This window comes from Streptomyces kaniharaensis, from assembly GCF_009569385.1.
Taxonomy (GTDB): Bacteria; Actinomycetota; Actinomycetes; order Streptomycetales; family Streptomycetaceae; genus Kitasatospora; species Kitasatospora kaniharaensis.
The window spans coordinates 2,117,868-2,141,131 of record NZ_WBOF01000001.1 but is presented as its reverse complement, the minus strand read 5'-3'; the positions used below and the strand labels follow the sequence as shown (position 1 = coordinate 2,141,131).

Genomic DNA, 23,264 nt, shown 5'->3' with positions numbered 1-23,264 from the left:
CCCGTTCCGGCACCTGCCGGGCGGGCGCTTCGGCGTGCCCGGTGGCCGGTTCACGCCGGTGCTGTTGCGATGGATTTCGGGTCTGGTCGCGGGCTGAATGTTTGGATATATTCAGTCGAACCAAGCCTGAATGAATTCATCCGCAGGGAGGCCGGGACATGGTGCAGCAGCAGACGAGCGGGCCGCGCGAGGTGCGCGCGGCGCGTGGGACGGGACTCACGACGCAGGGGTGGCAGCAGGAGGCCGCCCTGCGGATGCTCATGAACAACCTCGACCCCGAGGTCGCCGAGCACCCGTCGAAGCTGGTGGTGTACGGCGGCACCGGCAAGGCTGCGCGCGACTGGCGCTCCTTCGACGCCATGGTGAAGACCCTCCAGGGGCTCAAGCAGGACGAGACCATGCTGGTCCAGTCCGGCCGGCCGGTCGGCGTCATGCAGACCCACGAGTGGGCGCCGCGCGTGCTGATCGCCAACTCCAACCTGGTCGGCGACTGGGCCAACTGGGAGGAGTTCCGCAGGCTGGAGAGTCTCGGGCTCACCATGTACGGCCAGATGACCGCCGGCTCGTGGATCTACATCGGTACCCAGGGCATCCTCCAGGGCACCTACGAGACCTTCGCCGCCGTCGCCAACAAGCGCTTCAACGGGACCCTCGAGGGCACCATCACCCTCACCGCCGGCCTCGGCGGGATGGGCGGCGCCCAGCCGCTGGCCGTCACCATGAACGGCGGCGTGGCGATCTGCATCGACTGCGACCCGTCCCGGATCGCCCGCCGGATCGAGCACCGCTACCTGGACGTCGAGGCCAAGGACCTCGCCCACGCGCTGGAGCTCGCCACCGCGGCCCGCGACAAGAAGCAGCCGCTCTCCATCGGCGTGCTCGGCAACGCCGCCGAGCTCGTCCCGCAGCTGCTCGCGATGGACGCGCCGATCGACATCGTCACCGACCAGACCAGCGCCCACGACCCGCTGAGCTACCTGCCGGTCGGCGTCGCCTTCGACGACATGGCCGACATGGCCGCGGCCAAGCCCGCCGAGTTCACCCAGCGGGCCCGCGAGTCGATGGCCCGGCACGTCGAGGCGATGGTCGGCTTCCAGGACCGCGGCGCCGAGGTCTTCGACTACGGCAACTCGATCCGCGGCGAGGCCCAGCTGGCCGGCTACGACCGGGCGTTCGCCTTCCCCGGCTTCGTCCCCGCGTACATCCGCCCGCTGTTCTGCGAGGGCAAGGGCCCGTTCCGCTGGGCGGCCCTGTCCGGCGACCCGCAGGACATCCACAAGACCGACAAGGCCGTCCTCGACCTCTTCCCGGAGAACGAGTCGCTGGCCCGCTGGATCAAGATGGCCCAGGAGAAGGTCCACTTCCAGGGCCTCCCGGCGCGCATCTGCTGGCTCGGCTACGGCGAGCGCGACAAGGCCGGCGAGCGGTTCAACGACATGGTCGCCTCCGGCGAGCTGTCCGCGCCGATCGTCATCGGCCGCGACCACCTGGACTGCGGCTCGGTCGCCTCCCCCTACCGGGAGACCGAGGCGATGCTGGACGGCTCGGACGCGATCGCCGACTGGCCGCTGCTCAACGCCATGGTCAACGTCGCCTCCGGTGCGTCCTGGGTCTCCATCCACCACGGCGGCGGCGTCGGCATCGGCCGCTCGATCCACGCCGGGCAGGTCACCGTCGCCGACGGCACCGCGCTGGCCGGCGAGAAGATCCGCCGGGTGCTCACCAACGACCCGGGCATGGGCGTCATCCGCCACGTGGACGCCGGCTACGACCGGGCCACCGAGGTCGCCGCCGAGCGCGGGGTTCGCGTCCCGATGGGTGAGCTGTGAGCTTTCACCAGATGTGGGCGGAGCTGCTCCCCGTGGGCCGCTCCGCCTCCTCCGGCGGCTACCGCCGCTTCGCCTGGAACTCCGCCGACGCCGAGTGCCGGGCCTGGTTCGAGCAGCAGGCCCGCAACCGCGGCCTGACCTACGAGCTGGACCGCAACGGCAACCAGTGGGCCTGGCTGGGCGATCCGAACGCCGGCGGCGCCGTCGTCACCGGCTCGCACCTGGACTCCGTCCCCGACGGCGGCGCCTTCGACGGCCCGCTCGGCGTGGTGTCCTCCTTCGCCGCGCTGGACGAACTCCGCCTGAGGGGAGTGGAGTTCACCCGGCCGCTGGCGATCGTCAACTTCGGTGACGAGGAGGGCGCCCGGTTCGGCGTGGCCTGCATCGGCTCCCGGCTCAGCGCCGGGGTGCTCAGCCGCGAGGCCGCGTACGAGCTGCGCGACGCCGACGGCGTCCGGCTGCCCGACGCGATGGAGCGGGCCGGCTACGACCCGACCGCGATCGGCGCGGACGGCGACCGGCTGGCCCGGATCGGCGCCTTCGTCGAACTCCACGTCGAGCAGGGCCGGTACCTCGCCGAGGACCAGCCGGTCGGCGTGGCCAGCGCGATCTGGCCGCACGGCCGCTGGCGGTTCGACTTCCACGGCGAGGCCAACCACGCCGGCACCACGCGGATCGAGGACCGCCGCGACCCGATGCTCACCTACGCCAATACCGTGCTCTCCGCGCGGAAGAAGGCGAAGCTGGCGGGCGCGCTGGCCACCTTCGGCAAGGTCGCGGTCGAGCCCAACGGCACCAACGCGATCGCCTCGCTGGTCCGTGGCTGGCTGGACTCCCGGGCCGCCGACGAGCGCACCCTCACCGAGCTGGTCGCCGAGATCGAGCGGGCCGCCGCCGAGCGCGGCGAGCGCGACGGCGTCCGGGTCGAGCTGACCCGCGAGTCCTACACCCCGGTGGTGGACTTCGACGGCCCGCTGCGCGACCGCCTCGCCAAGCTGCTGGCCGCCCCGGTGCTGCCCACCGGCGCGGGACACGACGCCGGGATCCTGGCGTCCGCGATCCCGACCGCCATGCTGTTCGTACGAAACCCGAGCGGTGTCTCCCACTCCCCGGCCGAACACGCCGAGGAGGCCGACTGCCTCGCCGGGGTCGCCGCCCTGGCCGACGTACTGGAGGACCTGGCGTGTCAGTGACCTCATCGACCTCCGTGGCCTACTGGGCGCAGTACGCATGGCTGCCGCACCCCAACGGGCCGGTGGTCGAGCAGGACGTGCTGATCACCACCGGCCCCGACGGGAAGATCGCCCAGGTGGAGCCGGACAGCGGACCCTGCCCGCCCGACGCCGTCCGCCTCGACGGACTGCTGGTGCCCGGCCAGGCCAACGCCCACTCGCACGCCTTCCACCGGGCGCTGCGCGGGCACGTCCAGGTCGGCTCCGGGACGTTCTGGACCTGGCGCGACACCATGTACCGGTTCGCCGGCGCGCTCGACCCGGACGGCTACCTGGAACTCGCCACCGCCGTCTACGCCGAGATGGCGCTCGCCGGGATCACCGCCGTCGGCGAGTTCCACTACCTGCACCACGCGCCTGGCGGCGCCCGCTACGGCGACCCCAACGCGATGGGCGAGGCGCTGATCGAGGCCGCCGCCCGGGCCGGCATCCGGATCACCCTGCTCGACACCTGCTACCTGTCCTCCGGCTTCGGCGCCGAACCGACCCGGCCGCAGCTGCGCTTCAGCGACGGCGACGCCGACGCCTGGGCCGAGCGGGCCGACGCGCTCAAGCCGCGCGAACACGCCCGGATCGGCGCCGCAATCCACTCGGTGCGGGCCGTCCCCGCCGAGCAGCTCGGCACCGTCGCCCACTGGGCCGCCATGCGCAAGGCGCCGCTGCACGTCCACCTGTCCGAGCAGACCGCCGAGAACGACGCGTGCCTCACCGCACACGGCGTCACCCCGACCCGGCTGCTCGCCGACCACGGCGCGCTCGGGCCGCGCACCTCGGCCGTCCACGCCACCCACCTCACCGACGAGGACGTCAAGCTCCTCACCGACAGCTCCACCACCATCTGCATGTGCCCCACCACCGAGCGGGACCTCGCGGACGGCATCGGCCCGGCCCGCCGGCTCGCCTCGGCCGGCTGCCCGGTCACCCTCGGCAGCGACAGCCACGCGATCATCGACCCGTTCGAGGAGGCGCGCGCGCTGGAGCTGGACGAGCGGCTGCGCACCCGCACCCGCGGGCACTGGACGGCGAACGCTCTGCTGCGGGCCGGCACCGAGGACGGGCATGCCTCGCTCGGCTGGCCGGAGGCCGGGCGGATCGAGGCCGGCGCGCTCGCCGACTTCACCGTGATCGCCCTCGACTCGGTGCGCACCGCCGGGCCGCCGCCCCGGCTCGGCGCCGAGATCGCGGTCTTCGCGGCCTCGGCGGCGGACGTGCGGCACGTCGTGGTCGGCGGGCGGCACGTCGTCCGGGACGGCGTGCACCAGCTGGTGGCCGACGTGCCGGGGGCGCTGCGCTCCGCGATCGGCGCGCTGGACTGCTGAACGTTCTTGTCCAACTCCCTTCGGAAGGCGTTGTCTTGAGTACCAGGACCACCTTGATCACGGGCATCGGCAGCCTGGTCACCAACGACCCCGGGCAGGGCACCGGCCCGCTCGGCCTGCTGACCGACGCGGCCGTGGTGATCGACGGCGACCGCGTCGCCTGGGTCGGCCCGGCCGCCCAGGCCCCGGCGGCGGACGAGCGCGTCGACGCCGAGGGCCGGGCGCTGCTGCCCGGCTTCGTCGACTCGCACGCCCACCTGGTGTTCGCGGGGGACCGCACCGCCGAGTTCAACGCCCGGATGTCCGGCCAGTCGTACACCGCCGGCGGGATCCGGACCACGGTGGCCGCCACCCGGGCCGCGAGCGACGCCGAACTGGACGCGAACCTGGCCGGGTTCGTCCGGGAGGCGCTGCGCCAGGGCACCACCACCATCGAGTGCAAGTCCGGCTACGGGCTGACCGTGGCCGACGAGGCCCGGGCGCTGCGGATCGCCGCGAAGCACACCCCGGAGACCACCTACCTGGGGGCGCACATCGTGGCCCCCGAGTACGCCGAGGACCCGGCTGGCTACGTCGACCTGGTCACCGGCGAGATGCTGGACGCCTGCGCTCCGCACGCCCGTTGGGTGGACGTGTTCTGCGAGAAGGGCGCCTTCGACGGCGACCAGGCGCGGGCCGTCCTGACGGCGGGCATCGAGCGCGGCCTCACCCCCCGGGTGCACGCCAACCAGCTCACGTACGGGCCGGGCGTGCAGCTCGCCGTCGAGCTGGGGGCCGCCTCGGCGGACCATTGCACCCACCTGACGGACGAGGACGTGGCGGCGCTGGCGGGTTCGGCGACGGTCGCGACCCTGCTGCCGGGGGCGGAGTTCTCCACCCGCGCCGAGTACCCGAGCGGCCGTCGGCTGCTGGACGCGGGCGCGGTGGTGGCGCTGTCCACCGACTGCAACCCGGGCTCCAGCTTCACCAGTTCGATGGCGTTCTGCATCGCGGTGGCGGTGCGGGAGATGGGCATGACGCCGGACGAGGCGGTCTGGGCGGCGACGGCGGGCGGCGCCCACGCCCTGCGGCGCAGCGACGTGGGCACGATCGCGGTCGGCTCGCGCGCGGACCTGCTGCTGTTGGACGCGCCCTCACACGTGCACCTCGCGTACCGCCCGGGTGTGCCGCTCACCGCGGCCGTCTGGCGGGCAGGCGTCCGGGAAGTCTGAGACCCGGACGGCGGGAGGCCCCCGCGCCCCCGGGGTGGCGGGCGCGGGGGCCTTCGTCGATCCGATGCCGCGGCTATCCGATGCCCGGCTGTCCGATGCCCAAGGAGCGCTTCAGGAAGGACAGTTCGTGCAGCAGCAGGTTCTCGGCCACCGTCTCGTCGGTGGGGGAGTGGCCGGTGTTGCTGAGCGGGAGGACCTCGTGGGGGCGGCCGGCGGCGAGGAGGGCGCTGGAGAGCCGCAGGACGTGGACGGGGAACACGTTGTCGTCGGCCAGGCCGTGGATCAGCAGCAGCGGGCGGCGCAGGTTCGGTGCGTCGGCGATCAGCGAGCTGATCTCGTAGCGCTCGGGGTGCTCGTCGGGGTGGCCGAGGAAGCGCTCCACCCAGTGGGTGTCGTAGAGCCGCTGGTCGGTGGGGGCGCCCCCGGCGGAGGCGGCGTGGAAGAGGTCCGGGCGCCGTAGGACGGCGAGCGCGGCGAGGTAGCCGCCGTAGGACCAGCCGCGGATGCCGACCCGGCCGAGGTCGAGCAGCCCGGGCCGCAGCCGGGCGAGCTCGTGGAGGCCCTCGACCTGGTCCTCCAGGGCGGGGGTGGCCCGGTCCGCGAAGATCGTCTTGTCCCAGCGGGGACCGCGCCCCGGCGTGCCGCGGCCGTCGATGACGAGCACGGCGAAGCCCTGGTCGGCGAACCACTGCGAGACCAGGTCCCACCAGCCGCCGCCGGTGGTGACGATGTTCATCGCGGGCCCGCCGTACGGGTCGAGCAGGACGGGCAGCGGGCCGTCCTCGGGGCGGTGTCCGGCGGGGAGGAAGAGCGCGGCGCGCAGTTCTCGCGGGCCGAGGCGGAGCAGTTCGGGGCGCGCGGTCAGGACGGGCGGCTGGGCGTGCGAGGTCAGCGGGAGCGCCGGGGCGCCGTCGCGGTGGACGGTGGTCCGGCCGGCCGGGAAGCGCTCGGAGCGGGTGGTGAGGACCAGCGTGCCGCCGTGCCGAACACCGGTGTGGACGCCTGGGCCGTCGCTCAGCCTCCGTATGCCGAGGTCGGGTTCGTACAGCCAGAGGTGGGTCTCGGTGGGGTCGTCGAGGGCGGTGAACAGCACCTGCCCGCCCTCCGTCCCGAGCACCTCGCGCAGCTGGAGGCCGGCGGGGGTGACGGGCTTGCCGTCGACGGTGAGGTGCCGGGTGTCGCCGTGGTCGGCGGAGTCGACGAGGGCGCCGGAGGCGGTGCGCACCGGCAGGCCGGGGACGAGTTCGACCCAGTGCTCGTCGCGCCGCTCGGCGAGCAGCCGGGTGCTGCCGTCGGGCTCGATCGCCAGGGTGCGGACGGTGCGCTGGTCGCGGGTCTGCACGGCGGCGTACGGGCCGTGGCCGTCCCAGCCGGCGGCGGTGAGGTACTCGAAGCCGGCCCGGTCCCAGCGGACTTCGGTGCGGCCCCCATTCCCGGTGTGATCAGTGTCCAGGCCCAGCAGCCAGAGCGACACGTCGGCGTTGGCGGTGCCGGCCGACGGGTACCGGACGACGCGCGGCCGCCGCTGCGGATCGGCCGGGTCGGCGAGGTAGAGGCGGGCGACCGGGCGGTTGTCGACGCGGGCGACGAGCAGTGCGGTGCCGTCCGGTGACCACCAGTGGGCGCGGCTGCGGTGCATCGACTCGCCGGCGACGTGGTCGGCGACGCCGTACGTCACGTCCCCGGCCTCGGGTTCGGCGAGCGCCCGGTCGCCGCTGCCGTCGGCCCCGACCACGCGGAGGGCGCCGCCGCCGACGTAGGCGATCCGGTGGCCGGCCGGGTCGAGGCGCGGGTCGTACACCTCGGTGGCGGTGGGGATCCGGCGGACGGTGCCGTCGGTGGTGTCGGCGAGCCAGAGTCCGCCGCCGAGGGCGAAGACGGCGAGCCGGCCGGTGGCGTCGGTGCCGTACGCGGTGATGCCGGTGGCGGCGACCCGGGCGCGTTCACGGCGGACGCGTTCGACCTCGGGGAGCTCGGTGTCGGCGGCGAGGGTGGACGGGTCGACGAGCAGCCGTTCCGCGCCGGTGGCGGTGTCGAGCTCCCACAGACAGGTGAGCGGGTCGGTGCCGCCCCGGCTGCGCAGGAACAGGACGGTGCCGCCGTCGGCGGTGACGGCCGGGTGGGCGGGGGTGCCCAGGGCGAAGCGCCGGGTGCGGGCGAGCTGGCGGGGCAGGGTGTCGGTCGGCATCCCGTCACCTTCGCACGGCGTTGGCGGGCCACGCCGGGAAGAACGACCGGGGCCGGTGCGGATCTCAGGAATCCGCACCGGCCCCGGAGGCGGTGTCGCGCAGGAGGCCTGCGTCAGTGGACGTCGCCCATGAGCGCGACGACCTTCTTGCGGTACATCGCCAGACCCACACCCGCGATGAGGGCCATCACGCCCTGGACCGCGAAGTACCAGGTGCTGCCGACCACGTCGTCGCCCAGCACGAGCTGGAAGATGGCGGCGACGCAGTCGCCCGCGGTGACGGCGAGGAACCAGACGCCCATCATCTGGCTGGCGTACTTGGTGGGCGCCAGCTTGGTGGTGACGGACAGGCCGACCGGGGAGAGGGTGAGCTCACCGATGGTCTGGACCAGGTAGACCATGGTCAGCCACAGCGGGGTGACCTTGGTGTCGCCCGAGGCGGCGGCCATCGCCAGCATCATGACGATGAAGGAGGCGCCGATCATCAGCAGACCGAAGGCGAACTTCATGGTGGTGCTGGGGTTCTTCGACCGGCGGGCCAGGGCGACCCAGAACCAGGCGAAGACCGGGGCCAGCGCCATGATGAACAGCGGGTTGAGCGACTGGAACCAGCTGGACGGGAAGTCGACCCCGAGCAGCGTGGACGCGGTGTGCTCGTCGGCGAAGATGCTCAGCGTCGAGCCGGACTGGTCGTAGATCATCCAGAACACGGCGGCGGCGACGAAGAACCAGATGTAGCCGCTCATCTTGGACTGCTCGGCGGAGTCGAGGTCCTTGTCGCGCTTCACCTTGGCGAAGACGATCACCGGGATGGCGATGCCCGCGATGGACAGCGGCCAGAGCACCCAGTCGATGGTGAAGGAGCCGCTCAGCGCCAGCGCGGCGTAGATGACCGCCGCGACGCCCAGCCAGATGCCGGCCTTCATGAAGACCGAGCGCTTCTCGGCCGGGCTGATCGGCGAGGTGACGACGTCGCTCTTCGGGCTCAGGTGGCGGGTGCCCAGCAGGAACTGGAGCAGGCCGAGCGCCATGCCGAGGCCGGCCAGGGCGAAGCCGAGGTGCCAGTTGACGCTCTGGCCGACGGTGCCGATGACCAGCGGGGCCGCGAAGGCACCGAGGTTGATGCCCATGTAGAAGACGGTGAAGCCACCGTCGCGGCGCGGGTCGTTGGGGCCGTCGTAGAGGTGGCCGACCATCGTGGAGATGTTGGCCTTCAGCAGGCCCGAGCCGACCGCGATGAACGCGAGGCCGACGAAGAACGAGGCGCTGAACGGAACGGCCAGCAGGAAGTGGCCGATCATGATGATCGTGCCGCCGACCGCGACGGTCTTGCGAGCGCCGAGGAATCGGTCGGCGATCCACCCGCCCGGGAGGGCCAGCAGGTAGACCATCGCCGTGTACACGCTGTACACGGCGGCGGCAACGGCCGTCTTCATGCCGAGGCCGCCGTCCGCGATGGAGGCGGTCATGTAGAGCACCAGCAGGGCACGCATGCCGTAGTAGCTGAAGCGCTCCCACATCTCGCTCATGAAGAGAGTGGCGAGGCCTCGGGGGTGACCGAGGAAGGTCTTGCCGCTGGGGGAGGCCGACTTGAGGCCGGAGTCCAGGGTCGTAGACGCCATGAGTAGGGGTTCCTTGCCTGACAGCGTCCGCCTGAGGGGGTGGCGGCGGACGTGGACGGAAACACTCTACGTGGCGATATTGGGCGTTATCAGATGACAAAAACCATGAATCAGGTGGGGGAATGATCAAGATCGCAGAAGATCGACCTGATTGATCCATGGTAAATGCCCATCTCTTCCTTCGGTTGCAAGATCCAAAGGCGGAATCTTCAGCAAACAGCCGGTCGGCAGCTGTTCGTTGAGCGGACGCAAAGCCTTATATAACGATCACGCTCTGTGAACTACTTCACAGGGCGATCGGCCATACCCCGGCGGACTACCATCACCACATGACCTGTGTGCTGCTCGCCGAGGACGATCCGGCGATCTCCGAACCGCTGGCCCGGGCCCTGCGCCGCGAGGGCTACGAGGTGCTCGTCCGCGAGGACGGCCCCACCGCGCTCGCCGCCGGCCTGACCGAGGAGGTCGACCTCGTCGTCCTCGACCTCGGCCTGCCCGAGATGGACGGCCTGGAGGTCTGCCGCCGACTGCGCGCCGACGGCAAGAGCTGCCCCGTCCTGGTGCTCACCGCCCGCGCCGACGAGGTGGACACCGTCGTCGGCCTCGACGCCGGCGCCGACGACTACGTCACCAAGCCGTTCCGCCTGGCCGAGCTGCTCGCCCGCGTCCGGGCGCTGCTGCGGCGCGGCAACGTCGACCAGCTCACCACCGGCGCGCACGGCGTGAAGATCGACATCGAGTCCCACCGCGCCTGGCTCGGCGAGGAGGAGCTCACCCTCTCCGCCAAGGAGTTCGAGCTGCTGCGCGTGCTCGTCCGGGACGCCGGCCGGGTGGTCACCCGCGAGGAGATCATGCGGCAGGTCTGGGACACCACCTGGTGGACCTCGACCAAGACCCTCGACATGCACATCTCCTGGCTGCGCAAGAAGCTCGGCGACGATGCCGCCAACCCGCGCTACATCGCCACCGTGCGCGGAGTCGGTTTCCGGTTCGAGAAGAATTAGCCCCGTACGCGGAGCGTGGCCGGAGCCCGGCCCATGAAGAGGAACACCACGGGGAGCGGCAGCGTGAAACGCCGGATGATCAACTCGCTGCTGTGCGTCGTCCTGGTGGTGGTCGTGGTGTTCTGCGTGCCGCTGGCCCTGGTCGAGAAGCGCACCATCGTCAGCTCGGCCCAGGACCGGGTGGACGCGGCCGCGGTTCGGGTGCTCGCGCTGGTGGAGAACCGGATCGCGGCCAACGAGGGGGTCACCGGGCGGGCCTTCGAGAGCCAGGTCACCGAGGGCAGCTACATCGAGGTGCAGATCCCCGGCCAGGCGGTCGTCTCGGCCGGTGAGCGCCCGGCCGGGAACCACCTGCTGAAGGCCGTGGAGCACGGCAACAGCGGCGAGACGGTCACCGTCGAGCAGTCCCGCGAGGGCGTCGACCACGAGATCGCCAACATGCTGCTGCTCCTCGGCGTGGTCGCGTTGCTCGCCGTCCAGGCCGCCGTCGCCCTCGCCGTCTGGCAGGCCAAGCGGCTCGCCCGCCCGCTCACCGACCTCGCCGAGACCGCCGAACGGCTCGGCTCCGGCGACCCGCGCCCGCGCGACCGCCGCTACGGCGTGCCCGAACTCGACCGGGTCGCCGAGGTGCTGGACGTCAGCGCCGAGCGGATCGCCCGGATGCTCACCGCCGAACGCCGGCTCGCCGCCGACGCCTCGCACCAGCTGCGCACCCCGCTCACCGCGCTGTCCATGCGGCTGGAGGAGATCACCGCCCTCGCCGAGGACCCGGAGACCGTCAAGGAGGAGGCGACCATCGCCCTCCAGCAGGTCGAGCGGCTCACCGACGTCGTCCAGCGGCTGCTCACCACCCAGCGCGACCCGCGCAGCCCCACCGCGGTCGCCTTCGACCTGGACGAGGTCATCAAGCAGCAGGTGGAGGAGTGGGGCCCGTCCCTGCGCGAGACCGGCCGGGTGCTCACCCTGGAGGGCCTGCGCGGCGTCGTCGCGGTCGGCACCCCGGGCACGGTCGCCCAGGTGCTCGCCACCCTGATCGAGAACTCGCTGATGCACGGCGCCGGGGCGATCACCCTGCGGGTGCGGCCCTCCGGCACCTCGGTCGTCGTCGAGGTGCAGGACCAGGGCGCCGGGGTGCCTCCGGAGCTGGGCAACCGGGTCTTCGAACGCGCGGTCAGCGGCCGCAACTCGACGGGGATCGGGCTGGCCGTCGCCCGCGACCTCGCGGAGGCGGACGGCGGCCGGCTCGAACTGCTCTCGCTGAAGCCACCGGTGTTCGCCCTCTTCCTCGGCCGCAGCCAGGGCGAGGACTAGCGGCCGGGGCGAGGACTGGGCACCGGTGCCCGGTCGTCAGCCGGGCATCACCCCGAGCTGGCGCATCAGGCCCATGACGTCCCACTGCCACCAGCCTTCCTTGATCTTCCCGTCCTTGAACTTGAAGGTCGTCGTCCCGCGCCCGGTGACGGACTTGCCGGTGTTCGGCACGCCCATGAAGTCGGCCTTCTGCGTGGCGTGCCAGGTCCACCGGGTGGCGACCTCGTCGCCCTCGGAGATCTGGCTCTCGATCGAGAAGGTGAAGTCGAAGGCGCCCATGTAGCCGCCGCAGCGGTCCCGGAACGCCGCTATGCCGACAGCGTCCCCCTCGCTGCCGAAGTCGTGGTCGCGGTAGTCGTCGGCCATGCACTCGTCGATCACGTCGAGGTTGCCCTTGGCGATCTCGTCGAAGACCCGGTTCGCGGTGGTCTTGTTGAACTGGGAGTCGCGGACCACGTCGAGATCGGTGAAGGTGGGCGGCGCGTCGCAGAGCGCCACCATCTCGCGGAAGATCCGGTCCGTCTCGGGCAGGTTCGAGTTCCTCATCGCCTCCTCGTAGGAGGGGAATTCGACGATCTCCACCACGTGCTTGGTGTCGGCACGGTCGGTGGCGACCACCGCGTGAGAGGCGGTTCGCTTGCCCTTGGTCGTCTCGGCCCAGGTGTCCATGAGCCGGTTGAGGTCGTCGAGCTTGTCGGTCTTGCAGTCGATGATCTGGACGAACGCCATGGCGAGCCCTCCTGGGAAACCCCCCTGGCCTCGATCGTTCGCCGGCCGTGCCCGCCTCCGGTAACCACTGTCCTTCCGGGATGCGGGCCGGGCAACTCGGGGAATGCGCGGGGCCCGTGAGCACGTGCTCACGGGCCCCGCGTCGAGGTGTGCGGGCCCTACTCGGCCTTGGCGTACCGGATCTCCTCGGCGGCCAGCATCAGCTCGGCCTGGGCGGCCAGTTCGCCGCCGGTGGCCGCAGCCGCCGCCCCAGTCCCGGGGGTCTCGGGCAGGGCCTTGAACACCCAGGTGCGGTACGAGATGAAGCGGAACACCGTGCCCAGCCCGAGGCCGACGACCTTGGCGGCGACCTGCTCGAGGTGCGAGTCCAGGCCGAGCACGTACACCGAGAAGCCGAGCAGCCCGGTCTCGATCAGCATGCCGATGCCGCTGAACACCAGGAACAGCGTGATCTCCCGCTTGCGGGAGGCGGCGTCGCGGTCCCGGTAGAGCCAGTAGCGGTAGCCGAGGTAGTTGGTGGCGATGGCGATCAGCGTGGCGGCGATGTTCGAGCGCAGCGTGGCCAGATGCAGGCCGTTGATGCAGACCCAGAACACGACGAAGTTGACCACCACGCCGCCCAGGCCGACGATGCCGAACTTCACGGCTTCTCCCGTGAGCCCGCGCAGTTTCTGCGCCAGCGGGGTGCTTGAAGCTGCGGACTTCGCCATACCGGGCTGCCTCCATGTGCCTGCGGTCGAAAGGGCGGTGCGCGGGGTACGTTGCCCGCCCCTTGTGCCCTGCGTGCACGCACATGATCGGACTGCGTAGACCAGGACCTGGCCGTCCAGGCTACCGGTTTCCACCGAACGGCTCAGCCGCCAGGGCCCAAGTTGACATCTACGCGCGTCCACTACTCACGGCCCACCCGCGGCTCCAAAGTGCCCGACCGGCCCGGATATCCTGGCGGGGTGACTTCCCCGGGCAACGCGAATTTTCCAGTGGTGGGCATGATCGGCGGCGGGCAGTTGGCCCGCATGGCACACCAGGCGGGTATCCCGCTCGGGGTCAGGTTCAAGCTCCTCGCCGACACGCCCCAGGACTCTGCGGCACAGGTCGTCTCCGAGGTGGTGCTCGGCGACTACCGCGACCTCGACACGCTGCGCCGCTTCGCGGCCGACTGCGACGTGATCACCTTCGACCACGAGCACGTCCCGACCGAGCACCTGCGGGCCCTGCAGGCCGACGGCATCGCCGTCCGGCCCGGCCCGGACGCGCTGGTCAACGCCCAGGACAAGGGCGTGATGCGGGCCAGGCTCGACTCCATCGGCGCGCCCTGCCCCCGGCACCGGATCGTCGCCGACCCGGCCGACGTCACCGCGTTCGCCGGCGAGGGCGCGGGATACCCGGTCGTGCTGAAGACCGTCCGCGGCGGCTACGACGGCAAGGGCGTCTGGGTCGTGAAGGACGAGCAGGAGGCGCAGGCCCCCTTCCTGGCCGGCGTCCCGGTACTGGCCGAGGAGAAGGTCGACTACGTCCGCGAGCTGGCCGCCAACGTGGTCCGCTCGCCCAGCGGCCAGGCCGTCGCCTACCCGGTCGTGGAGAGCGTCCAGGAGGACGGCATCTGCGCCGAGGTCATCGCCCCGGCCCCCGACCTCGACCCGGCCCTCTCCGACGAGGCCCAGCAGCTCGCCCTGCGCATCGCCGGCGAGCTCGACATCACCGGCCACCTCGCCGTCGAGCTGTTCCAGACCCGGGACGGCCGGATCCTGGTCAACGAGCTGGCCATGCGCCCGCACAACTCCGGGCACTGGACCCAGGACGGCGCGGTCACCTCGCAGTTCGAGAACCACCTGCGGGCCGTGCTGGACCTCCCGCTCGGCGACCCCCGGCCGCGCGCCGGGTGGACGGTGATGGTCAACGTCCTCGGCGGCGACTACCCGGACATGTACCACGCCTTCCTGCACTGCATGGCCCGCGACCCGGGCCTGCGCATCCACATGTACGGGAAGGACGTGAAGCCCGGCCGCAAGGTCGGCCACGTCAACGTCTTCGGGGACGACCTCGACGACGTCCGCGAGCGCGCCCGTCACGCGGCCGCCTACCTGCGAGGAACGATCACCGAATGACTTCTCCTCTTGTCGGCATCGTCATGGGCTCGGACTCCGACTGGCCCGTCATGGAGGCCGCCGCGCAGGCCCTCGACGAGTTCGAGATCTCCTACGAGGTCGACGTCGTCTCGGCCCACCGGATGCCGCGCGAGATGGTCGAGTACGGCGAGAACGCGCACCGGCGCGGCCTGAAGGCGATCATCGCGGGCGCTGGCGGCGCCGCCCACCTGCCGGGCATGCTCGCCTCCGTCACCCCGCTGCCGGTCATCGGCGTGCCGGTGCCGCTGCGCTACCTGGACGGCATGGACAGCCTGCTGTCGATCGTCCAGATGCCGGCCGGGGTGCCGGTCGCGACCGTCTCGGTGGCCGGCGCGCGCAACGCGGGCCTGCTCGCCGTGCGCATGCTGGCCGCGTTCGACCCCGAACTCACCGAGCGGATGACCGACTTCCAGACCGAGCTGAACAACCAGGCCACCGAGAAGGGCCGGAAGCTCCGCGCCAAGGTGGCCGGCTCCGGCTCCTTCGGCTTCGGCAAGTAGCCGGTCGAGGGGCCCGCGGCGGGGTTCGGGTAGAACAGGTCGCATGACCTCTGAGCTGGACTCCCCGACCCCGCTGGACCGCGCCCGGGCCCTGCTGCGCACCGCCCCCGTGGTGGACGGCCACAACGACCTCCCGTGGGCGATGCGCGAACAGGCCGGCTACGACCTCGGCGCGCTCGACCTCGCCCGCGACCAGAGCGACCGCCTGCACACCGACCTCGCCCGCCTCGCGGAGGGCGGGGTCGGCGCGCAGTTCTGGTCCGTCTACGTGCCCACCCGGCTGGCCGGGGACCACGCGGTCAGCGCCACCCTGGAGCAGATCGACTTCGTCCACGCCCTCGCCGAGCGCTACCCCGACCGGCTCCGGCTCGCCCGCACCGCCGACGACATGGAGACCGCCCGCGCCGAGGGGCGGATCGCCTCCCTGATGGGCGCCGAGGGCGGCCACTCCATCGACTGCTCGCTCGCGACCCTGCGCGCCCTGTACGAGCTCGGCGTCCGCTACCTGACGCTCACCCACAACGACAACGTGCCGTGGGCCGACTCCGCGACCGACGAGCCGGCGGCCGGCGGGCTCACCCGGTTCGGCGAGGAGGTCGTCCGGGAGATGAACCGGCTCGGCATGCTGGTCGACCTCTCGCACGTCTCCGCCGACACCATGCGCGACGCCCTGCGGGTCACCGAGGCGCCGGTGGTCTTCTCGCACTCCTCCGCCCGCGCGGTCTGCGACCATCCGCGCAACATCCCGGACGACGTGCTCGCCCAGCTGCCCGCCAACGGCGGCGTGGCGATGGCCACCTTCGTGCCCAAGTTCATCCTGCCCGCCGCCATCGAGTGGACGGCCCGGGCCGACGAGAACATGCGCGCCCACGGCCTCCACCCGCTCGACACCACCCCCGCCGGGATGGCCCGGCAGCGCGCCTTCGAGGCGGAGCACCCGCGCCCGATCGCAACCCCGGCCACCGTCGCCGACCACCTCGACCACATGCGCGAGGTCGCCGGGATCGACCACATCGGCATCGGCGGCGACTTCGACGGGACCGCCTTCCTCCCCGACGGCCTCGGCTCGGTGGCCGGCTACCCCAACCTGATCGCCGAACTCCTGCGCCGCCACTGGTCCGAGGCCGACCTGGCCAAGCTCACGTGGCACAACGCCGTCCGCGTGCTGCGCGACGCCGAGTCCATCGCCGCGGGCCTGCGGGCGAGCCGGCGTCCGTCCATCGCGACCATCGCGCAGCTGGACGGCGCGCGGGGCGAGTCCGGCCGTCGACACGTCTCCTGTTGACCCTCCCCTTGGGGCAGACGGGAGCCCGACCGGCGTGGAGGACACCCGGCTGACCCGGGCCCAGATGGAGTACCCGCACATCCTGGGCGCCTACGAGGCGGTCCACCGGGCCGCCGAGGAGGAGGGCCTGGGGGTCATCGGCTCCGCCCGCGAGATCTACTTCGGCCACCACACCGGGCCCGACCCGAACGAGCCGATCTGCGACGTCGCCGTGCCGGTCCGGTAGCGCGGCTCAGCCGAGCCGGGGGATCTCGATGGCGGGGCACCTGTCCATCACCATCGAGACCCCGGCGGCCCGGGTCCGCTCGCAGGCGGCCTCGTCGATCACGCCGAGCTGGAACCAGACGGCCTTCGCACCGATCGCCACCGCCTGGTCGGCCACCTCGCCGGCCAGCGAGCTGTTCACGAACACGTCGACGACGTCGACCGGGAACGGGATCTCGGAGAGCGTGCGGTACCCGGGCTCGCCGAGGACCGTCTCGGCCCTGGGATGGACGGGGACGATCCGCTTGCCGTAGCGCTGGAGGACCTGCGCCACGCCGTGGGCGGCGCGGGCGGTGTTGGTGGAGAGGCCGACCACCGCCCAGGTGTCGCCCGTGCCGGTCAGGATGTCGCGGACCGTGGTGTCGTCGCCGTAGCTCGTCATGCCGGTCCCAACGAAGCCCGCTGGTGCGCGATTCCCGTCCGCCGGTCGCCCGCCGGTCGCCCGCCGACCGCGCGGCGGCCGGCGGGCCTTCGCGCCGGAGCTACATGCCCGGCACGGGCAGGAACTCCAGCGCCAGGATGGTTCCGCCGAAGGACAGGTGGGGGTGATCGGCCAACACCGCGTCCAGGGCCTCGTCGGACTCGGCCTGGAGCACCGAGAACCCGCTGATCTGGTTGGCTCCCTCCTCGCTGCCCCTGCCCTTCAGCGGGCCCAGGGGCGAGCCGAGGTCGACGACGGCGGAGCCCGCCTCCCGGGCCCAGCGCATCCAGGCGTCCATACCGGCCTTGGTCTCCTCCGGAGTTGCCTGGGCCATGCGATCACGGGCCGACTGCGTCGACCAGTAGAGAACGAGGTACTTCGTCATCCGGGCGGGCTCCCTGCTCTCGGGCACGGCCTCCACGGCGGCGTGCCGGGTACCCGCGATGCTCCTGGAGCCGGTCGGCGATGCCGGTCCGACATGCCAGGCCCGCACGCCGGATCGATCGGACGCAGCAGAGCCTGATGGAGCGGAGCCGCCCGGGTTCAGCTCGGGCGGCCCAGGGCGCGGTACGTCCAGCCGGCGGCCCGCCAGGCGTCCGCGTCGAGGACGTTGCGGCCGTCGAGCAGGCGGCGCTCGGCGACCACCGCGCCCAGCTCGGCCGGGTCGAGCGTGCGGAACTCCTGCCACTCGGTGAGGTGGAGCACCACGTGGGCGCCCTCGGCGGCCTCCAGGGCGGAGTCGGCGTAGGCCAGGCCCGGGAACATCTTGCGGGCGTTGTCCATCGCCTTCGGGTCGTAGACGGTGACCTGGGCGCCCTGGAGCTGGATCTGGGCGGCGACGTTGAGCGCGGGGGAGTCCCGGATGTCGTCCGAGTTGGGCTTGAAGGCGGCGCCGAGCACGGCGACCCGGCGGCCCAGGAAGCCGCCGGCGCACTGCTCGCGGGCCAGCTCGACCATCCGGGAGCGGCGCCGCATGTTGATCGAGTCCACCTCGCGCAGGAAGGTCAGCGCCTGGTCCGCGCCGAGTTCGCCGGCCCGGGCCATGAACGCCCGGATGTCCTTGGGCAGGCAGCCGCCGCCGAAGCCGAGGCCGGAGTTGAGGAACTTGCCGCCGATCCGCTCGTCGTGGGCGAGCGCGGCGCTGAGCTGGGTGACGTCGGCTCCGGCCGCCTCGCACACCTCGGCCATCGCGTTGATGAAGGAGATCTTGGTGGCCAGGAAGGAGTTGGCGGCGGCCTTCACCAACTCGGCGGTCGCGTAGTCGGTGACCAGGAACGGCACCCCGGCCGCGATCGGCTCCGCGTACACCTCGCGCAGCAGTCGCTCGGCGCGCTCGCTGTGCGCACCGACCACGATCCGGTCCGGGCGCAGGGTGTCCTGGACGGCGAAGCCCTCGCGCAGGAACTCCGGGTTCCAGGCGAGCTCGGCGTCCGCGCCGACCGGCGCCAGCGAGGCCAGCCGCTCGGCCAGCCGGCTCGCCGAGCCCACCGGCACGGTGGACTTGCCGACCACCAGCGCCGGGCGGGTCAGGTGCGGCGCGAGATCGTCGATGGCGGCGTCCACGTACGACATGTCAGCCGCGAACTCGCCCTTGCGCTGCGGGGTGTTGACGCAGATGAACAGCACGTCGCCGAACTCCGCGGCCTCCTTCACGGAGGTGGTGAAGCGCAGCCGGCCGGTGGACCCTTCGTGCCCGGCCACGTGCTTGACCAGCAGCTCGGACAGCCCCGGCTCGTACATCGGGACGCGGCCGGCGGTCAGCGTGGCGATCTTCTCGGGGTCGATGTCCAGACCCAGCACCTCGAAGCCGAACTCGGCCATGGCGGCCGCGTGGGTGGCGCCGAGGTAGCCGGTGCCGATCACGGAGATGCGGAGGGTCACGGGTTCCCCTTTGTGCGGGCTCGACCAGTACCTCGACCAGTACTGGGTGCCCTGATGCTATCCGCCCGGCGGACCGGCCCCCGAGGCCGCCCGGGCGCCCGGAAACGCTAGGCAGTCGCAGGTCGGAGCCCTAGGATCTCTACTTAACGGTAGTTAACCCGGTAACCAACCCGGACCGATTCGATCACTTCGATCACTGAACGAGGCGGGCATCATGGCGGGCAGCGCAGGGGCGGCTGACTTCGATCTCTTCCGTGTCTCCGAGGAGCACGAGATGCTCCGTGAGGCGGTGCGCGGGCTGGCCGAGGCGAAGATCGCTCCGTTCGCGGCGGAGGTGGACGAGCAGGGGCGGTTCCCGCAGGAGGCGCTGGACGCGCTGCAGGGCAACGACCTGCACGCGGTGCACGTGCCGGAGGAGTACGGCGGTGCGGGGGCGGACGCGCTGGCGACGGTGATCGTGATCGAGGAGGTCGCGCGGGTGTGTGCGTCCTCGTCGCTGATCCCGGCGGTGAACAAGCTGGGGTCGCTGCCGGTGCAGCTGTCGGGCTCGGAGGAGCTGAAGGCGAAGTACCTGGGGGCTCTGGCGCGCGGGGAGGGGATGTTCTCGTACTGCCTGTCGGAGCCGGAGGCGGGCTCGGACGCGGCGGGGATGAAGACCCGGGCGGTGCGGGACGGGGACTTCTGGGTGCTGAACGGTGTGAAGCGCTGGATCACCAATGCGGGTGTGTCGGAGTTCTACACGGTGATGGCGGTGACGGATCCTTCGATGCGCTCGAAGGGGATCTCGGCGTTCGTGGTGGAGAAGGGCGACGAGGGTGTGTCGTTCGGTGCTCCGGAGAAGAAGCTGGGGATCAAGGGGTCGCCGACGCGTGAGGTGTACTTCGACAACGTGCGGATTCCGGCGGATCGGATGATCGGGGCGGAGGGCACCGGTTTCGCGACGGCGATGCGGACGCTGGACCACACGCGGGTGACGATCGCGGCGCAGGCGATCGGTATCGCGCAGGGTGCGCTGGACTACGCGAAGGGGTATGTCCAGGAGCGCAAGCAGTTCGGGAAGGCGATCGCGGAGTTCCAGGGCGTCCAGTTCATGCTGGCGGACATGGCGATGAAGCTGGAGGCGGCGCGGCAGCTGACGTACGCGGCGGCGGCGAAGTCGCAGCGCGGGGACGCGGATCTGACGTTCTTCGGTGCGGCGGCGAAGTGCTTCGCGTCGGACGCGGCGATGGAGATCACCACGGACGCGGTGCAGCTGCTCGGCGGGTACGGGTACACGCGGGACTACCCGGTGGAGCGGATGATGCGGGACGCGAAGATCACGCAGATCTACGAGGGCACCAACCAGGTGCAGCGCATCGTCATGGCCCGCAACCTGCCGTAACCCGGACAGTCCGGGCCCCTGACGCACCGGAGCCCCCGGCCGATTCCGATCGGCCGGGGGCTCCGGCGTTTCCACGCGACCTTCCGCCGGCCCGGCGACCCGCGCCGCAAACTGGAGGAAACCTACAAGGCTGCGGCGGGTGAATCGGTGTTCTTCCCGGCCTGATGGTCTGTCATCCCCCTGGCAGAGTGGCACATGGCTCGACCGCTTCCCGGATCTATCGAACACCGGGAGTGGTCCCGTTTGTGATCTCTCGATAAACCCAGGAGGAAACAGTCCATGAATGTCGACAGCCACCGCGTGGTCGTGACCGGCCTCGGGGCGACCACGCCGCTCGGTGGGGACGTCACCTCGACCTGGGCCGCGATGCTGGCCGGGCAGTCCGGCATCACGGCCATCGAGGAGGAGTGGGCGGCGTCCCTTCCGGTGCGCATCGCGGGCCGGCTCAAGGTCGAGCCGTCCGAGGTCCTCGACCGCGTGCAGGTCAGGCGGACGGACCGTTGCGAACAGGTCGCGCTGATCGCCGCCCGGCAGGCCTGGGCCGACGCGGGCACGCCCGACGTCGACCCGGAACGCCTCGCCGTCGTCATCGGCACCGGCACCGGCGGAGCCGTCACCATGCTCGCCCAGGACGACGTGCTGGAGGCCTCCGGCGTCCGCAAGGTGTCCCCGCACACCGTGCCCATGCTGATGGCCAACGGCCCGGCCGCCATGGTCAGCATCGAACTCGGCGCCCGGGCCGGCGCCCACACCCCGGTCAGCGCCTGTGCCTCCGGCGCCGAGGCGATCGCTCTCGGTCTCGACCTGATCCGGCTCGGCCGCGCCGACGTCGTCGTCGCCGGCGGCGCCGAGGCCTGTGTCTGCCCGCTGCCGATCGCCGGGTTCGCCCAGGCCAAGGCCCACTCCACCCGCAACGACGAACCCGCCCGGGCCTCCCGGCCGTTCGACGTCGACCGGGACGGGTTCGTGATCGGCGAGGGCGCCGCCGTCGTCGTGCTGGAACGCGCCGACTTCGCCGCCGCCCGGGGCGCCCGCACCCACGCCGCGCTCGTCGGCGCCGCGGTCACGTCCGACGCGTACCACATCACCGCCGCCGCGGCCGAGGGCCAGGTCCGGGCGATGCGGCGGGCGATCGCCGAGTCCGGGCTCGCCCCGCAGGACATCGCGCTGGTGCACGCCCACGCCACCTCCACCCAGATCGGCGACCTCGCCGAGGCCGAGTCGGTGAGCGAGGCGATCGGCCTCCACCCGGCCGTCACCGCCACCAAGTCGCTCACCGGGCACCTCTTCGGCGCGGCCGGAGCGGTCGGCGCCCTCGCCACCGTCCTCGCCGTCCGGGACGGCATCGTGCCGGCCACCGCCAACCTGGAACGGCTGGACCCGGCGGTGAAGCTCGACGTCGTCGCCGGAGCCCCGCGCACCGGCGCCGTACCGGCCGCGCTCACCAACGCGTTCGGCTTCGGCGGGCACAACGTCTCGCTGGTGTTCACCCGCTGACCGCGCCGGGCGGTTCGAGCCGGGACGGCGCCGGATAACACAGCGGCGCCACGCGGCGCCCGGCCGGGGGTGGCGAGCGGTGACGGGCCGGTCGTGCCATGATCCCTGCATGGCTTCCAACGTTTTCTTCGACATCACGATCGACGACCAGCCGGCCGGCCGGATCGTCTTCAAGCTGTACGACGACGTCGTCCCGCTGACCGCCCGCAACTTCCGCGAGCTCGCCACCGGCCAGAACGGCTTCGGCTACGAAGGCTCCGGCTTCCACCGCGTGATCCCGCAGTTCATGCTGCAGGGCGGTGACTTCACCAACCACAACGGCACCGGCGGCAAGAGCATCTACGGCGAGAAGTTCGCCGACGAGAGCTTCGCGATCAAGCACACCCGCGCGGGCCTGCTGTCGATGGCCAACGCCGGCCGCAACACCAACGGTTCGCAGTTCTTCATCACCACCATCCCGACCGACTGGCTGGACGGCAAGCACGTCGTCTTCGGCGAGGTCGTCGAGGGCATGGACATCGTGAAGCTCATCGAGTCCAAGGGCTCGCCGAGCGGCCGCACCTCGGCGAAGGTCACCATCGCCAAGTCCGGCATCGTCGAGTAGTCAGCCCAGTAGCCGCCGGACCCACCGGTCCGGTAACGCGTACCGCCCCGCCGTGGAGAGCCGGACCTGCCGACTTCCCACTCCGGGGCGGTGGCGTTTCGGGGGCTTCGCAGGCCGGACCGGCTTCGGGTGGCCGCCCGCGCACGGTGATCAACTTGCCGATGCGGCAACGGAATTCGGCCAGTTCGCCCGGGCATCGCGGGAAACGGGCGCGGAGGCCGCACGGCCCCGCTAGGGTCCGGCGCCATGAGCCTTGACGTTGAGGTCGTCCACGGGGCGACCGACGAACTGGTGGCCGCGTTCGCCGGCCTGCTCCCGCAACTCTCCTCCTCGGCCGAGCCCCTGGACGGCGAGGCGATCGACCGGCTGCTGGCCGCCACCACCAACCGGCTGCTGGTCGCCCGGCTCGACGGGGTGATCGTCGGCACGCTGACCCTGGTGCTCTCCCCACTGCCGTCCGGTCTGCGGGCGCGGATCGAGGACGTGGTCGTGGACTCCGCGACGCGCGGCAAGGGCGTAGGCGCGGCCCTGACCGAGGAGGCGCTGCGGCTGGCGAAGGACGCGGGCGCCCGGACCGTCGACCTGACCTCCCGGCCGTCCCGGGAGGCCGCCAACCGCCTCTACGAGCGCGCCGGATTCCAGGCCCGGGACTCGAAGGTCTACCGCTACGCGGCCGGCTAGGCCCCGGCCCGGCGCAGGAGGTCGGCCCGTCCGACTTCCTGCGCCGGGCCGGGGGAGCAGGACCACATACTCGACGTCCTGATGGACGGCAGGCCGCAGTACCGGCTGGACCAACGCCCCTTACGCGCTCGCCGACTTCGGGCCGACGTACTGGTGGCAGACCACCTCGCCCGAGT

Annotated in this window: 21 protein-coding genes; 14 read left to right on the top strand and 7 right to left on the bottom strand. The window is 71.9% G+C overall.

Going from position 1 to position 23,264, the window contains the following annotated elements:
* Positions 1–158 precede the first annotated feature (158 nt).
* From hutU to hutI, 4 genes are read left to right on the top strand one after another with little or no spacing between them, the layout of a single operon-like run.
* The gene (gene hutU, locus F7Q99_RS09660) at positions 159–1,829 is read left to right on the top strand and encodes a urocanate hydratase (RefSeq protein WP_153460890.1); all 1,671 of its coding nucleotides are present in this window, start codon (positions 159–161) and stop codon (positions 1,827–1,829) included.
* Positions 1,830–1,840: 11 nt separating this feature from the next.
* Positions 1,841–3,022, top strand: a complete 1,182-nt coding sequence (locus F7Q99_RS09655; protein WP_153465999.1) for an allantoate amidohydrolase — start codon at positions 1,841–1,843, stop codon at positions 3,020–3,022.
* Complete coding sequence (locus F7Q99_RS09650) at positions 3,013–4,380, top strand: formimidoylglutamate deiminase (protein WP_326846472.1); 1,368 nt, start codon at positions 3,013–3,015, stop codon at positions 4,378–4,380. The genes F7Q99_RS09655 and F7Q99_RS09650 overlap by 10 nt, the downstream gene beginning before the upstream one ends.
* A gap of 35 nt (positions 4,381–4,415) precedes the next feature.
* The gene (gene hutI / locus F7Q99_RS09645) at positions 4,416–5,591 is read left to right on the top strand and encodes an imidazolonepropionase (RefSeq protein WP_153460888.1); all 1,176 of its coding nucleotides are present in this window, start codon (positions 4,416–4,418) and stop codon (positions 5,589–5,591) included.
* Between the two features lie 73 nt (positions 5,592–5,664).
* Here hutI and F7Q99_RS09640 read toward each other — a convergent pair whose 3' ends face one another.
* Together F7Q99_RS09640 and F7Q99_RS09635 are read right to left on the bottom strand one after the other, a co-directional pair.
* Positions 5,665–7,779, bottom strand: coding sequence for a S9 family peptidase (locus F7Q99_RS09640; protein ID WP_153460887.1), 2,115 nt, complete (start codon positions 7,777–7,779; stop codon positions 5,665–5,667).
* Between the two features lie 113 nt (positions 7,780–7,892).
* A complete protein-coding gene (locus F7Q99_RS09635) occupies positions 7,893–9,401 on the bottom strand; it encodes a peptide MFS transporter (protein ID WP_153460886.1) in 1,509 nt (502 codons plus the stop codon).
* 329 nt (positions 9,402–9,730) lie between these two features.
* On the opposite strand from F7Q99_RS09635, the gene F7Q99_RS09630 reads away from it, so the two are divergent.
* Both F7Q99_RS09630 and F7Q99_RS09625 read left to right on the top strand, forming a co-directional pair.
* Positions 9,731–10,405 carry a response regulator transcription factor gene (locus tag F7Q99_RS09630; RefSeq protein ID WP_030290974.1) on the top strand — a complete coding sequence of 225 codons (675 nt, stop codon included), beginning with the start codon at positions 9,731–9,733 and terminating at the stop codon, positions 10,403–10,405.
* A 63-nt stretch (positions 10,406–10,468) separates the two neighbouring features.
* Positions 10,469–11,716, top strand: coding sequence for an ATP-binding protein (locus tag F7Q99_RS09625; protein ID WP_326847187.1), 1,248 nt, complete (start codon positions 10,469–10,471; stop codon positions 11,714–11,716).
* Positions 11,717–11,752: 36 nt separating this feature from the next.
* Here the strand turns inward: F7Q99_RS09625 and F7Q99_RS09620 are convergent, their stop codons facing one another.
* Together F7Q99_RS09620 and F7Q99_RS09615 are read right to left on the bottom strand one after the other, a co-directional pair.
* Entirely contained in the window at positions 11,753–12,445 is a 693-nt protein-coding gene (locus F7Q99_RS09620) for an ester cyclase (protein WP_153460885.1), read from the bottom strand.
* Positions 12,446–12,603: 158 nt separating this feature from the next.
* Positions 12,604–13,155: a GtrA family protein gene (locus F7Q99_RS09615; RefSeq protein WP_153460884.1), complete on the bottom strand. Its 552-nt coding sequence runs from the start codon at positions 13,153–13,155 to the stop codon at positions 12,604–12,606.
* 279 nt (positions 13,156–13,434) lie between these two features.
* Here F7Q99_RS09615 and F7Q99_RS09610 point away from each other — a divergent pair, with 279 nt between their 5' ends.
* Genes F7Q99_RS09610 through F7Q99_RS09595 form a run of 4 tightly spaced genes read left to right on the top strand, consistent with a single transcriptional unit; the run spans position 13,435 to position 16,585 of the window.
* Positions 13,435–14,553, top strand: coding sequence for a 5-(carboxyamino)imidazole ribonucleotide synthase (locus tag F7Q99_RS09610; protein ID WP_230210539.1), 1,119 nt, complete (start codon positions 13,435–13,437; stop codon positions 14,551–14,553).
* Complete coding sequence (gene purE / locus F7Q99_RS09605) at positions 14,550–15,074, top strand: 5-(carboxyamino)imidazole ribonucleotide mutase (protein WP_153460882.1); 525 nt, start codon at positions 14,550–14,552, stop codon at positions 15,072–15,074. Before F7Q99_RS09610 ends, purE begins: the two co-directional genes overlap by 4 nt.
* A 43-nt stretch (positions 15,075–15,117) precedes the next feature.
* Complete coding sequence (locus F7Q99_RS09600) at positions 15,118–16,359, top strand: dipeptidase (RefSeq protein ID WP_153460881.1); 1,242 nt, start codon at positions 15,118–15,120, stop codon at positions 16,357–16,359.
* Positions 16,360–16,393: 34 nt separating this feature from the next.
* Positions 16,394–16,585 carry a hypothetical protein gene (locus F7Q99_RS09595; RefSeq protein ID WP_153460880.1) on the top strand — a complete coding sequence of 64 codons (192 nt, stop codon included), beginning with the start codon at positions 16,394–16,396 and terminating at the stop codon, positions 16,583–16,585.
* Between the two features lie 6 nt (positions 16,586–16,591).
* Here the strand turns inward: F7Q99_RS09595 and F7Q99_RS09590 are convergent, their stop codons facing one another.
* From F7Q99_RS09590 to F7Q99_RS09580, 3 genes are all read right to left on the bottom strand, one after another.
* On the bottom strand, positions 16,592–17,005 hold the full coding sequence (locus tag F7Q99_RS09590) for a CoA-binding protein (protein WP_153460879.1): 414 nt from the start codon (positions 17,003–17,005) through the stop codon (positions 16,592–16,594).
* Positions 17,006–17,105: 100 nt separating this feature from the next.
* The gene (locus F7Q99_RS09585; RefSeq protein ID WP_153460878.1) at positions 17,106–17,429 is read right to left on the bottom strand and encodes a YciI family protein; all 324 of its coding nucleotides are present in this window, start codon (positions 17,427–17,429) and stop codon (positions 17,106–17,108) included.
* Positions 17,430–17,587: 158 nt separating this feature from the next.
* The gene (locus F7Q99_RS09580; RefSeq protein WP_326846471.1) at positions 17,588–18,925 is read right to left on the bottom strand and encodes a UDP-glucose dehydrogenase family protein; all 1,338 of its coding nucleotides are present in this window, start codon (positions 18,923–18,925) and stop codon (positions 17,588–17,590) included.
* Positions 18,926–19,139: 214 nt separating this feature from the next.
* Here F7Q99_RS09580 and F7Q99_RS09575 point away from each other — a divergent pair, with 214 nt between their 5' ends.
* From F7Q99_RS09575 to F7Q99_RS09560, 4 genes are all read left to right on the top strand, one after another.
* A complete protein-coding gene (locus F7Q99_RS09575; RefSeq protein WP_153460877.1) occupies positions 19,140–20,306 on the top strand; it encodes an acyl-CoA dehydrogenase family protein in 1,167 nt (388 codons plus the stop codon).
* A gap of 279 nt (positions 20,307–20,585) precedes the next feature.
* Entirely contained in the window at positions 20,586–21,803 is a 1,218-nt protein-coding gene (locus tag F7Q99_RS09570; RefSeq protein WP_153460876.1) for a beta-ketoacyl-[acyl-carrier-protein] synthase family protein, read from the top strand.
* Positions 21,804–21,912: 109 nt separating this feature from the next.
* Positions 21,913–22,407: a peptidylprolyl isomerase gene (locus F7Q99_RS09565; RefSeq protein ID WP_153460875.1), complete on the top strand. Its 495-nt coding sequence runs from the start codon at positions 21,913–21,915 to the stop codon at positions 22,405–22,407.
* A gap of 246 nt (positions 22,408–22,653) precedes the next feature.
* On the top strand, positions 22,654–23,088 hold the full coding sequence (locus F7Q99_RS09560) for a GNAT family N-acetyltransferase (protein WP_153460874.1): 435 nt from the start codon (positions 22,654–22,656) through the stop codon (positions 23,086–23,088).
* The last annotated feature ends 176 nt before the right edge of the window (positions 23,089–23,264 follow it).